Source organism: Sphingomonas sp. IC-56, from assembly GCF_021043375.1.
Taxonomy (GTDB): domain Bacteria; phylum Pseudomonadota; class Alphaproteobacteria; order Sphingomonadales; family Sphingomonadaceae; genus Sphingomonas.
Map to the genome: position 1 here is coordinate 139,543 of NZ_JAJNDV010000001.1, position 11,994 is coordinate 151,536.

Here is an 11,994-nt window from a genome sequence, read left to right on the forward strand (position 1 = left end):
ATGATCGCCCGCATCGTCACCTTCTCGGTGGAGCGGCGCTGGTTCGTCCTGCTGCTCACCGCCGTCGCCGCCATCGCCGGCATGCTCGCGCTCCAGCGGCTGCCGATCGACGCCGTCCCCGACATCACCAACAACCAGGTCCAGATCAACGTCGTCGCACCAGCCCTCTCGCCCGACCAGGTCGAGAAGCAGGTTGCATTCACGGTCGAAACCGCGCTCGCCGGCATCCCCGGCCTCGAATACACCCGCTCGCTCAGCCGCAACGGCTTCGCCCAGATCACCGCCGTCTTCGACGAGGGCACCGACATCTACTTCGCGCGCCAGCAGGTGTCCGAGCGCCTGCGCACGGCCGAGGAGGACCTGCCCGAGGGCGTGAACCCCGAGATGGGACCGATCGCCACCGGGCTCGGCGACATCTTCATGTGGACGGTCGAATACCGCGAGCTCGACAAGGTCAACCACAAGAGCGGCGAGCCCGGACTGCAGCCCGACGGCAGCTACATCAGCCCCGAAGGCGACCATCTCGTCAGCGAGGCGGACAAGGCGACCTACCTGCGCACCGTGCAGGACTGGATCGTCGCGCCGCAGCTGAAGGGCACCGCCGGCCTGGCCGGCATCGACTCGCTCGGCGGCTACACCAAGGAATACCTGGTCGTCCCCGACGTCCAGCGCATGGCGGCGATGAAGATCACGCTGCAGGACCTCGCCACCGCGCTCGAGCGCAACAACACGAGCGCTGGCGCAGGCGTCGTCGACCGCAACGGCGAGGGACTGTCGGTGCGCGCGGACGGCCGCGTCCGCACGGCCGACGAACTGGCCCGGACGGTAATCGCCACGCGCGAAGGCGTGGCGATCGTGCTGAGCCAGGTGGCGGAGGTCAGGACCGGTCAGGGCCTGCGCATGGGCTCGGCGTCCGAGAACGGGCACGAGGTCGTCGTCGGCACCGCCGTCATGCGGATCGGCGAGAACAGCCGCACCGTCTCGACGGGCGTGTCGGAGCGACTGGAGGAGATCGGGCCGTCGCTGCCGGTCGACGTGGTGGTCAAGCCGGTGCTCAACCGCACCGACCTGGTCAACTCGACCATCGCCACCGTGGCGCGCAACCTCGCGGAGGGCGCGCTGCTTGTGATCGTCGTGCTGTTCGCTCTGCTGGGCAATTTCCGCGCGGCGCTGATCGCCGCGATGGTGATCCCCATCACCATGCTGCTGACCAGCATCGGCATGCTGCAGGCCGGCGTGTCCGCCAACCTGATGAGCCTGGGGGCGCTCGACTTCGGGCTGATCGTCGATGGCGCCGTGATCATCGTCGAGAACTCGCTGCGGCGGCTGGCCGAGGCGCAGCACGGGCGCGACGAGCCACTGCCGCTGAACGAGCGGCTCGCCATCGTCGCGGCGTCCGCCCGCGAGATGATCCGCCCGTCCGTCTACGGCCAGGCGATCATCATCCTCGTCTACGCGCCGCTGCTCACCTTCACGGGCGTCGAGGGCAAGATGTTCGAGCCGATGGCGCTGACGGTGATCATCGCGCTGGTCTTCGCGTTCGTCCTGTCGCTGACCTTCGTGCCCGCCGCGATCGCGATCTGGCTGAGCAAGCGGGTGGAGGAAAAGGAGGGGCGGATCATATCCGCGCTCCGCCGGCGGTACGAGCCGGGACTCGACACCGCCCTGCGCCGCCCCAACGCCACGCTCGGCATCGCGGTGGGCGCACTCGCGCTGTCGGCCGTCGCCTTCACGACGCTCGGCCAGGAGTTCCTGCCGCAGCTCGACGAGGGCAACGTGCTGGTCCAGGCGATCCGCATCCCCGGCACGTCGGTCGACCAGAGCCAGGCGATGCAGGCGCAGGTCGAGAAGGCGATCGCCAAGGAGCCGGAGGTCCAGTTCGCGTTCTCGCGGACCGGCACGTCCGAGATCGCCTCGGACCCGATGCCGGCGAACATCACCGACACCTTCGTGATCCTGAAGCCGAGGGAGCAGTGGCCCGACCCGAACCTCGGCAAGGCCGAGTTCGTCGAGCGGCTCGAGAAGCGCCTCTCGACCCTGCCGGGCAACAACTACGAGATCACCCAGCCCATCCAGATGCGCTTCAACGAGCTCATCGCGGGCGTGCGCGGCGACGTCGCGGTCAAGGTGTTCGGCGACGACTTCGCGCAGATGAACGCGACCGCCGAGGCGATCGCCGGCGTGCTGCGCCGGACGCAGGGCGCGACGGACGTGCGCGTCGAGCAGACCGAGGGCCTGCCGATGCTCGACATCCGGCCGAACCGCACCGCGATGTCGCGGGTCGGGGTGACGGCCGGTGACGTGCAGGACACGGTCGCCGCCGCGATCGGCGGTCGCGAGGCCGGCATGATCTTCGAGGGGGATCGGCGCTTCCCGGTCGTGATCCGCCTGCCGGAGTCGGCACGCTCCGACCTCACCGCCATCGCGCAGGTGCCCGTGCCCACGGCCGAGGGCGGGTTCGTGCCGCTGTCGACGGTCGCGAACATCGAGATCGTCGACGGCCCCAACCAGATCAGCCGCGAGAACGGCAAGCGCCGCGTCGTCGTGCAGGCGAACGTGCGCGGCCGGGACGTCGCGGGCGTCGTGGCGGACGCACAGGCGGCGATCGGCGCACGGGTGAAGATGCCGCCGGGCACCTACCTGGAATGGGGCGGCCAGTTCGAGAACCTGGCGTCGGCGCGTGACCGGCTGATGGTCGTGGTGCCGATCTGCTTCGCGGTCATCATGCTGCTGCTCTACGGGGCGCTCGGCTCGGTCCGCGACGCGCTGATCGTCTTCACCGGCGTGCCGCTGGCCCTGGTCGGTGGCATTCTCGCACTGCTGCTCCGGGGCATGCCGTTCTCCATCTCCGCAGCGGTCGGGTTCATCGCGCTGTCGGGCGTCGCGGTGCTCAACGGACTGGTGATGCTGTCGGCGATCCAGGACCTGATGGCCCGAGGCCTCGACCGGGCCGCGGCCGCCCGCGAGGGCGCGCTGGCGCGCCTGCGGCCCGTCGCGATGACGGCGCTCGTCGCCTCGCTCGGCTTCGTGCCGATGGCGCTGGGTCATGGCGCGGGGGCCGAGGTGCAGAAGCCGCTGGCGACGGTCGTCATCGGCGGGCTGATCTCGGCCACGCTGCTGACGCTGTTCGTGCTGCCGACGCTCTACGCCCGCTTCGGCCAGCGGCGGATCGAGACAGCACCGACTTTCGAGACCACCGACATCGAAGGAGCCCGGACGCATGGCGCATGATCACGGAGCCGGCGGTCATTCCCACGACCACACGGCCGGCGCGAACGCGAGGATGCTCGGCTGGGCGCTCGCGCTCACGTCCACCTACCTGGTGGCGGAGGTCGTCGGCGGCTTCGTCTTCAACAGCCTCGCGCTGCTGTCCGACGCCGCCCACATGCTCACCGACGTCGCCGCCCTGGTGATCGCGCTGATGGCGATCCGGATCGGGCAGCGTCCGCCTGACGACCGCCGCACGTTCGGCTACCGCCGCTTCGAGATCCTGGCCGCGGCCTTCAACGCGATCCTGCTGTTCGGCATCGCGATCTACGTGTTCGTCGAGGCGGTCCGGCGCTTCACCGATCCCGAGCCGGTGCAGTCGTGGGGCATGCTCATCGTCGCGGCGATCGGTCTCGTCGTGAACCTGATCTCGATGCGGCTGCTGACCGCCGGCAAGGACGGGAGCTTCAACGTCAAGGGCGCCTATCTCGAGGTGTGGGCGGACATGATCGGGTCGGTCGGCGTCATCATCGGCGCGCTCGCCATCAAGTTCACCGGCTGGACGTGGATCGACCCGATCGTCGCCGTGGCGATCGGCCTGTGGGTGCTGCCGCGGACCTGGGTCCTGCTGCGCGACACGACGAACGTGCTTCTCGAGGGCGTGCCGTCTGGCCTGCGGCTGGTCGAGGTGCGGGCGGCGGTCTCGGCCGTCCCCGGCGTCGCGGGGCTCCACGACCTGCACGTCTGGTCGATGTCCAACGACGACGTCAGTTGCACCATGCACATCACGCTGGCACCCGGCGCCGATGCCGACATCGTCCGCAAGGCGGTCGCCGAGCTCATCGACGAGCGGTTCGGCATCGAGCACGCGACGATCCAGACCGAGGGACCGGGCGAGGCGTGCGAGGAGAGCGAGCATCTCCATAGCTGACGACGAGGAGCCGCCGGCGGCGCGGCGGGCGCCGCGCCGGTGGACGGACGAGGACGACGCCGAACTCCGCGTCCGCCTCGAGTCGCGCCAGCAGACGGCGCAGATCGCCCGGGAGATGGGAAGGACGATCGACGGCCTGCGAGGCCGGGCGCAGGTGCTGGGGCTCACCCTCACGCCGTCGCAGCGTCCGTGGCGGTCGTATCCGCGGCGCAGGTGATCACGGCTCGAAGGCGGTGATGATCGGGCAGGCCCCGGCGGAGCCGCCGGCACAGGCGTCGGCCAGCCGCGCCAGCGCCGCACGGGCGCCCTGGAGTTCCGCGATCCGGGCATCGAGCGCGGCCACCCGGGAGCGTGCCAGCTCACGAGCCCGAGCCCTGTCATCGATCGCGTCCAGCTCGAGAAGCTCGCCGATCTCGTCCAATGTGAACCCGGCGCCCTGTGCCGAGCGGATGAAGCGCAGACGCCGGACATCCGGGTCGCCGTAGCTGCGGAAGCCGCCGCCGCCCGGCCGTTCGGGTTCGCGCAGCAGACCCCGCCGCTGATAGTATCGCACGGTCTCCACGCCCACTCCGCCGGCCTCCGCCAACCTCGCGATCGTGAACGTCGACATCGGGTATTGACTCCGGACCATGCTACGGACCCCATATGGGCCGGGTGCCGTTGAACCGCAAACGAGGAGCGCACCCGTGTCGACCCTTCCCACCGCCGTCCTTCACCGCATGGTGATGCCCGAACACACCTGTCCCTACGGGCTCAAGGCGCTGGACCTGCTCCGGCGCAAGGGCTTCGAGGTCGAGGACCACCACCTCACCACGCGCGCCGAGACCGACGCCTTCAAGGCCGAGCACGGCGTGAAGACCACGCCGCAGGTGTTCGTCGGCGGCGAGCGCATCGGCGGATACGACGACCTGCGGCGGCACTTCGGAATGCACGTCGCCGAACCCGGCGCCACCAGCTACCGTCCGGTCATCGCGCTCTTCGCCATGACCGCGCTACTCGCGCTGGCGGCGAGCCATGCCGCCTTCGGCACGCCGTTCACGCTCCACGCGCTGCAATGGTTCGGCGGCTTCAGCATGGCCATCCTGGCGCTGCTCAAGCTGCAGGACGTCGAGAAGTTCTCGACGATGTTCCTCAACTACGACCTGCTCGCCAAGCGCTGGGTCCCTTACGGATACGTCTACCCCTTCGCGGAAGGGTTGGCCGGCGTCCTCATGGTGGCCGGTGCGCTGGACTGGCTCTCGATCCCGATCGCGCTGTTCATCGGCACGGTCGGCGCCGTGTCGGTCTTCAAGGCCGTCTACATCGACAGGCGCGAACTCAAGTGCGCATGCGTCGGCGGCTCGTCCAACGTGCCGCTGGGATTCGTCTCGCTCACCGAGAACCTCGGCATGATCGCGATGGCCGTCTGGATGCTGACCGGCATCGGCGGAATGTGAGGGCCTGCGGGCGGTCGCCGCGCGGCCGCCCGCACCGTCACCCGGTCGCCGCGCCCGGCTCCAGCGTGCCCAGCCATGCGACGAGCGCCAGGATCGCGATCCCCAGCGTGCCCTCGAACGCAAGGCTCGTCCGCAACGCGCCGAGCTCCCGCGCCGCCGCACCGGACGACGCGACGGAGCCCAGGGCGGGCGTCAGCCGGAACCGGTTCAGCGAGGCCAGCGCCACCATGGCGGCGAAAGTGGCCAGCTTCGCCAGCAACAGCTGGCCGTAGAGCGTCGATGGAAGGTCCGGCACGGCGTCCGGCCCCATGATCAGCCAGCCGTTCACGATCCCCGTGACGACGATGATCGCCACCGCCGCCGTGCCCGTCCGCGAGAAGCCATCAAGCGCGCGCCAGGACAGATGGAGATGCCCCGCGTCCATCCTCGCCCCCGGTCTTGCGACGAGCAGGACGAGGCCGAGAAGCGATCCCATCCAGACCGCCGCCGCGAGCAGGTGCGCGATGTCCGCGCCCAGGTGCAGAAACCCTAGAGCGCCTTCGCTCATCGCACCGTGGCCGCCCCAGGCCAGCGTGGCGACCGCAAGCGCGAAGGCGGCCGCCGACGCCGCGATGCGCGTCGATGCGGGCTCCGCGCCGCGGATGGTCGATGCAGATCCGATCGCCAGGACGAGCGCGACGATCCGGACCGTCCAGGCAGCGCCATAGGGCGTCTCGTCGACGATCATCGTCAGCGTCTCGCGGTCGAACTGCCCAAGCGTGGTGCCGGCCATTGCCGCCGTCATGACGAGCAGACCGCCCGCGGACAGGACGAGACCCAGGCACCCGAAGGCGACGAGCACCGTGCGCAGCGGCATGGCCCTGCCGGTCCCTGCCGGCGCGGTCAGCGCGAAGGCGGCCAGGCCGCAGGCGAGCATCAGGTCCAGATACAGCGCGAACCGGACGGCGACGCCCGCCCAGTCCACGGTCAGTTGACCTTGAAGACGTAGCTGCCCTTCACGCGGTGCGTGTCGGCCGACACCCCGTGCCAGTCGAGACGGTATGTGCCCTTGGGCAGCGGCTTGGCCAGCGTCAGGATCATCGTCTTGCGGTCAGGGCTGACGCCGATCTTCGCCGGCATCTTCATCGGCGGGTGCGAGTCCATGCCTGGCATGCCCGTCATCACGATGTCCGCGCCCGAGAGCTTGGGCAGCAGCGCCTCGGTGAAGGTCACCTGCACCCGCGCCGTCGGCGCGACCGTGGCGTTCGGCGACGGATTGGCCGACACCAGCTTGGGATGGGCCATGGCGGGCGCCCCGATCGCCATGAGGGCGGCAGCGGCGGCGACAGCTTGGAAACGCATCTTCGACTCCATCGTGAGATCAGGGGGATCTTCGACCAATACGCGCGGCGCCGCTCGCCCCCTCGCGGCGGCGTCGCACTTCGCGACTGCGCCCATCGGCGAGGGCTGCTAGCAACCAGCCCGTATAAGACGGAATGGAGAACCAGATGGACCTCGATCTCGATGCCGCGCTCCGCCGGGTCGCCGACGACGAGCATCCCGGACTGCGCTCGATCGAGGCGGCCGTGTTCAACCGCGTGCGGGCGAACCGGACGAGCGCGCGGACCGGCATCGGCGCCGTCGCGTTCGCCGCGGTCGGTGCGATCATGCTCGGGACCATGACCGCCGGCTCCGCGGCGTCGCCCGCGAGTGCCGCCCCCATCGATCCCTTCGGCGTGGCGAGCCCGCTCGCGCCGTCGACGCTGCTGCTCGCCGACCGATGACGCGCGGACGCTGGACCGCGCTGGTCGCCGTCGTCGCCTTCCTCGCCGCGATCGGCGGCGTGTTCGTCGGCCGCGTGATCATCCCCGCGCGGCATGCGCAGACGTCCGAGCTGCACGCCCTGCTGCACCACGACCTCAAGCTCGACGCCGATCAGGAAGCCAGGATCGAGCAGCTCGAGCGTGAATTCGCCGGCAGGCGCCAATCGCTGGAATCCGAGCTCCGCGCCGACAACGCGCGGCTCGCCGCCGCCATCGAGGCCGAGCACGGGAACGGACCCAAGGTGGCCGCTGCCGTCGACGCGTCGCACCGCGCCATGGGCGAGCTGCAGAAGGCGACGCTCACGCACGTGTTCGCCATGCGCGAGGTGCTGCGCCCGGAGCAGAGGGCGGCGTTCGACCGCGCGGTCACGAAGTCGCTGACCACCGGCGCCCGGTGAGGGCGGACCTGGCGGCACTCGCCGACGGCGACCTCGCCAGCCTGTCGGCGGGCGGGGACGACGAGGCGTTCACCGAGATCATGCGAAGGCACCGCCAGCGCGTCTACCGCCTCATCCTCGCCAACGTCGCCGATCCTGACGAGGCCCTCGACCTCGTGCAGGAGACGTTCGCGTCCGCGCACGGCGCGCTCCGCCGCTTCGATCCGAACCGGCCCATGTCGGCGTGGCTCGCGCGCATCGCGCTCAACAAGTGCCGCGACTGGGGGCGGCGCCGAGCCGTTCGGCGGCTGTTCGGTCTGGCCACTCCGCTCGACGAGGTCGCCGACCTGCACGCCGACGACCGACCGCTCCCGGATGCCGAAGCGGCAGACCGGGCGGACCTTGCGCGCCTCTCCCGCGCCGTCGCACAGCTGCCAGCGTCCCAGCGCGAGCCGCTGGTCCTGTGCGCGGTCGATGGTCTCAGCCAGGCCGAAGCGGCAACCCTGCTCTCGATCAGCGAAAAGGCGGTCGAAACCCGCATCAGGCGCGCCCGCGCCCGCCTCGCGGAAATGCTCGGCCGCTGATCCGAAACTGGCGAGGGGTGTGCCCCGCCATTGCGTAACAAGCACTGTCCGCTCAACCGAGAACCGAAAGCCCTCATGAACGCCACCATCGACCGCCGACGCCTGCTGCGCGGCGCCACGCTCGCCGGCGGCGGGCTGGCGTTGTCCGCCTGGATGCCTGCCTGGGCGCAGTCGGTGTCCGCAGGAATCGTGAAGCCGCTTCCGACCGTGTCGGGCGAGGACATCACCCTGCGCATCGCGCACCAGATGATGACCATCGACGGCCGCGAGAGCCACGCGATCGGCATCAACGGCACGGTCCCTGCGCCGCTCATCCGGCTGCGCGAGGGCCAGACCGTGCGGCTGCACGTCGAGAACGCACTCGACGAGGACAGCTCGATCCACTGGCACGGGCTGATCCTGCCGTTCCACATGGACGGCGTTCCCGGCGTCAGCTTCCCGGGCATCAAGCCGCGATCGACGTTCACGTACGAGTTCCCGATCGTGCAGTCGGGCACCTACTGGTATCACAGCCATTCCGGCCTGCAGGAGCAGCTGGGCCACTACGGCCCGATCGTTATCGACCCCAGGGGCGACGACCCGATCCGCTCGGACCGCGAGCACGTGATCGTGCTGTCCGACCACAGCCAGATGCACCCGCACATCATCTTCAAGAAGCTCAAGCAGCAGGGCGGCTACTTCAACTTCCAGAAGCAGACGCTGGCCGGGCTGCTCGCCGGCAAGGACCAGTCGGCGAAGGAGCGTCGCGAGTGGGGCGCCATGCGGATGGACCCGACCGACGTCGCCGACGTGACCGGAAGCACCTACACCTATCTCGTCAACGGCCATGGCCCGCGCGACAACTGGACTGGGCTCTTCCGCCCCGGCGAGCGCGTGCGGCTGCGCATCATCAACGCCTCGGCCATGACGACCTTCAACTTCCGCATCCCCGGCCTCAGGATGACCGTCGTCCAGGCCGACGGCCTGCCGGTCCGCCCGGTCGCCGTCGACGAGATGCAGATCGCGGTCGCCGAGACCTACGACGTCATCGTCCAGCCTTCCGACGAGCGCGCCTACACGATCGTCGGCGAGAGCGTCGACCGGTCGGGCATGGCCCGCGCGACGCTCGCGCCGCGCGAGGGCATGGCCGCCGCCGTCCCACCGCTGCGCCGACGCCCGCTCGCCGACATGAAGGACATGGGCATGGGCGACATGGGCGGCATGAACCACGGTCCCGGCGGCTCGATGGCCGGGATGAACCACGGCGCGGCCACTTCCGGCGGCGCGATGGCGGGGATGGACCATTCCGCGACGGGTCAGGGCGCAACCGTCGCTCCCACCGCCGCCGCGTGCCCGCCCGAGCACGCCGCGATGGGCCACTGCACGCCCACACCGGCGACGGGGACGCCTCCGCCCGCGGCATCGGGCCAGCATGCAGGCATGGACCACGGTTCGGGCGGGATGAAGCACTCGATGCGCGACTTCTCGGTGGCGCCGGAGGTCAAGAAGACGCCGACCGTGCAGACCATCTCGCCGATGCCGGTCGACCGCATGGGCGAACCCGGCCAGGGGCTCGAGGGCGTGGCGCACAAGGTGCTCGTCTACACCGACCTGATGGCGGTCGAGCGCAATCCGGACGTGCGCGCGCCCGACCGGGCGATGCGCATCCACCTCACCGGCAACATGGAACGCTACATGTGGGCGTTCGACGGCGAGAAGCTAAGCGAGGTCAGGAAGCCGATCCCGTTCCTCAAGGACGAGCGGGTGCGCATCACGCTGGTCAACGACACCATGATGGGCCACCCCATCCACCTGCACGGCCACTTCTTCGATCTCGTCACGGGCCACGGCGAGTATGCGCCACGCAAGCACACGATCCAGGTCCAGCCGGGCGGCACCGCGACGTTCGACGTCACCACCGACGCCGTCGGCGACTGGGCGTTCCACTGCCACATGCTCTATCACATGCACGCCGGCATGATGCAGGTCGTCTCCGTCCGCCCGCGCGATGGAGACACGAAATGAGCCTCGTCCTCAGCGCCATCCTGCTGGCATCGGCCGCCCAGTGCACGCCCGAGCACGCGGCGATGGGCCACTGCAAGATGCCCGCCGCCGCCAAGCCGAAGTCGGCCAAGCCCAAGCCGGCTGCTAGGCCGACGCCGGCGGCCAAGGCGCCCGCGCGCCCGGCAGAGCGTTCGGCACCGCCCTCACGCGCCACCGCGCCGGTCGATCCGTCGTGCCCGCCCGAGCATGCGGCGATGGGTCACTGCACGCCCAAGGCGTCGGCACCGGCGGCTCAACAGGCTGCACCCCCCGCGGCTGCCGCGCCTGCTGCTGCGGCCGCGAGCGATCCGGACTGTCCGCCCGAGCACGCGGCCATGGGGCACTGCACGTCGAAGGCCGTCGCGCCCGCCGCCGCCCCGGCCGCGATGGCCACCGGCGGCACGGCGCTGCCCGCCGGGAACGCGCCGGCGCCCGCGGCGCCCGAGGCGAACTACGCCGACCGCGTCTGGGGCCGCGACGGGATGGCGCCTGCGCGCGCCACGCTGCGCAGCGAGCATGGCGGCATGTCGTTCTCGCAGCTGATGCTGAATCTCGCCGAGGTGCAGTTCCGCGACGGCCGCGACGGCTACAGATGGGACGGCGAGTTCTGGTATGGCGGCGACATCAACCGGCTGACCATCAAGAGCGAGGGCGAAGGGACGTTCCGCGAGGACGCGGAGGGCGAGGTGCAGGCGCTCTACAGCCGCGCCGTCGGACCCTACTTCAATCTGCAGGCCGGCGTCCGGCAGGACTTCCGTCGCGGCCCGGACCGGACCTACGCGACGGTCGGCTTCGAAGGCCTCGCGCCATATTGGTTCGACGTAGAAGGCGCGCTGTTCCTGTCAGACAGGGGCGATGTGCTCGGGCGCCTCGAAGGCTATTATGACCAGCGCATGACCCAGCGGCTCGTGCTGCAGCCGCGCGTCGAGCTCAACCTGTCGGCGCAGGACGTGCCGTCCAGCAACATCGGATCGGGCGTGACCGACGCCGAGGCCGGGCTGCGCCTGCGCTACGAGATCAGGCGCGAGTTCGCCCCCTATGTCGGCGTGTCCTGGGAGCGCAGGTTCGGCGACACCGCTCGATACAGCCGCGCGGCGGGCGAAGGCACCGGCGGCTTCAGCCTCGTCGCGGGGATCCGCGCCTGGTTCTGAGCGGAGTGGAGAGCGGGGCAACAGGGAGTGACGCCATGAAGAACCCTTACGTGAACCTCGCGGTCCAGTCGCTCGTGGGCGGCATCATCATGTACTTCGTCATGTTCGTGATGATCGACCGCCTGTCGAGCTTCTTCAACAACCTGAATATGCTCTACATGGCGCTGATGATGGTCACGCCGATGGTCGTGCTGATGATCATCGCCATGCCGCACATGTTCCCGTCGAAGCGGGCAAACGCCGCCCTGCTCGTCGGGTCGGCGGTGGTGTTCGTGGCGAGCTTCGCGCTCATACGCACCCAGACGACGATCGGCGACACGGCCTTCCTGCGCTCGATGATCCCGCATCACTCGGGCGCGATCCTGATGTGCCGCGAGGCGTCGCTGCGCGACCCCGAGCTGAAGTCGCTGTGCCAGGACATCATCCGCTCGCAGCAGCAGGAAATCGACCACATGAAGGGCATGCTCGCTCGCCAGTGAGGCGC

The 11,994-nt window shown here is 70.0% G+C and carries 12 protein-coding genes; 9 read left to right on the top strand and 3 right to left on the bottom strand.

Translation table 11 applies throughout. From position 1 onward, the window contains the following. The gene (locus LQ953_RS00730) at positions 1-3,231 is read left to right on the top strand and encodes an efflux RND transporter permease subunit (protein ID WP_231028541.1); all 3,231 of its coding nucleotides are present in this window, start codon (positions 1-3) and stop codon (positions 3,229-3,231) included. Beyond that, on the top strand, positions 3,221-4,138 hold the full coding sequence (locus LQ953_RS00735) for a cation diffusion facilitator family transporter (RefSeq protein ID WP_231028542.1): 918 nt from the start codon (positions 3,221-3,223) through the stop codon (positions 4,136-4,138). Before LQ953_RS00730 ends, LQ953_RS00735 begins: the two co-directional genes overlap by 11 nt. A gap of 217 nt (positions 4,139-4,355) precedes the next feature. On the opposite strand, the gene LQ953_RS00740 is transcribed toward LQ953_RS00735, so the two are convergent. Next, the gene (locus tag LQ953_RS00740; RefSeq protein WP_231028543.1) at positions 4,356-4,748 is read right to left on the bottom strand and encodes a MerR family transcriptional regulator; all 393 of its coding nucleotides are present in this window, start codon (positions 4,746-4,748) and stop codon (positions 4,356-4,358) included. A gap of 109 nt (positions 4,749-4,857) precedes the next feature. On the opposite strand from LQ953_RS00740, the gene LQ953_RS00745 reads away from it, so the two are divergent. Then, positions 4,858-5,574, top strand: coding sequence for a glutaredoxin family protein (locus tag LQ953_RS00745; protein WP_231029216.1), 717 nt, complete (start codon positions 4,858-4,860; stop codon positions 5,572-5,574). A 37-nt stretch (positions 5,575-5,611) separates the two neighbouring features. Here LQ953_RS00745 and copD read toward each other — a convergent pair whose 3' ends face one another. After that, positions 5,612-6,538, bottom strand: coding sequence for a copper homeostasis membrane protein CopD (gene copD / locus LQ953_RS00750; protein WP_231028544.1), 927 nt, complete (start codon positions 6,536-6,538; stop codon positions 5,612-5,614). 2 nt (positions 6,539-6,540) lie between these two features. Further along, positions 6,541-6,915, bottom strand: a complete 375-nt coding sequence (copC, locus tag LQ953_RS00755; RefSeq protein WP_231028545.1) for a copper homeostasis periplasmic binding protein CopC — start codon at positions 6,913-6,915, stop codon at positions 6,541-6,543. 146 nt (positions 6,916-7,061) lie between these two features. Here copC and LQ953_RS00760 point away from each other — a divergent pair, with 146 nt between their 5' ends. The 6 genes from LQ953_RS00760 to LQ953_RS00785 all read left to right on the top strand — a co-directional run bounded on the left by LQ953_RS00760 (position 7,062) and on the right by LQ953_RS00785 (position 11,989). Then, positions 7,062-7,337 (top strand): hypothetical protein, encoded by a 276-nt coding sequence (locus LQ953_RS00760; protein ID WP_205494238.1) that lies wholly within the window; start codon positions 7,062-7,064, stop codon positions 7,335-7,337. Further along, positions 7,334-7,774 (top strand): periplasmic heavy metal sensor, encoded by a 441-nt coding sequence (locus tag LQ953_RS00765; RefSeq protein WP_231028546.1) that lies wholly within the window; start codon positions 7,334-7,336, stop codon positions 7,772-7,774. The genes LQ953_RS00760 and LQ953_RS00765 overlap by 4 nt, the downstream gene beginning before the upstream one ends. Next, a complete protein-coding gene (locus tag LQ953_RS00770; protein ID WP_231028547.1) occupies positions 7,771-8,337 on the top strand; it encodes an RNA polymerase sigma factor in 567 nt (188 codons plus the stop codon). Before LQ953_RS00765 ends, LQ953_RS00770 begins: the two co-directional genes overlap by 4 nt. A 75-nt stretch (positions 8,338-8,412) precedes the next feature. Then, complete coding sequence (locus LQ953_RS00775; RefSeq protein ID WP_231028548.1) at positions 8,413-10,341, top strand: copper resistance system multicopper oxidase; 1,929 nt, start codon at positions 8,413-8,415, stop codon at positions 10,339-10,341. Further along, positions 10,338-11,510 carry a copper resistance protein B gene (locus LQ953_RS00780; protein ID WP_231028549.1) on the top strand — a complete coding sequence of 391 codons (1,173 nt, stop codon included), beginning with the start codon at positions 10,338-10,340 and terminating at the stop codon, positions 11,508-11,510. Before LQ953_RS00775 ends, LQ953_RS00780 begins: the two co-directional genes overlap by 4 nt. A 35-nt stretch (positions 11,511-11,545) precedes the next feature. Further along, on the top strand, positions 11,546-11,989 hold the full coding sequence (locus LQ953_RS00785) for a DUF305 domain-containing protein (protein WP_231028550.1): 444 nt from the start codon (positions 11,546-11,548) through the stop codon (positions 11,987-11,989). The last annotated feature ends 5 nt before the right edge of the window (positions 11,990-11,994 follow it).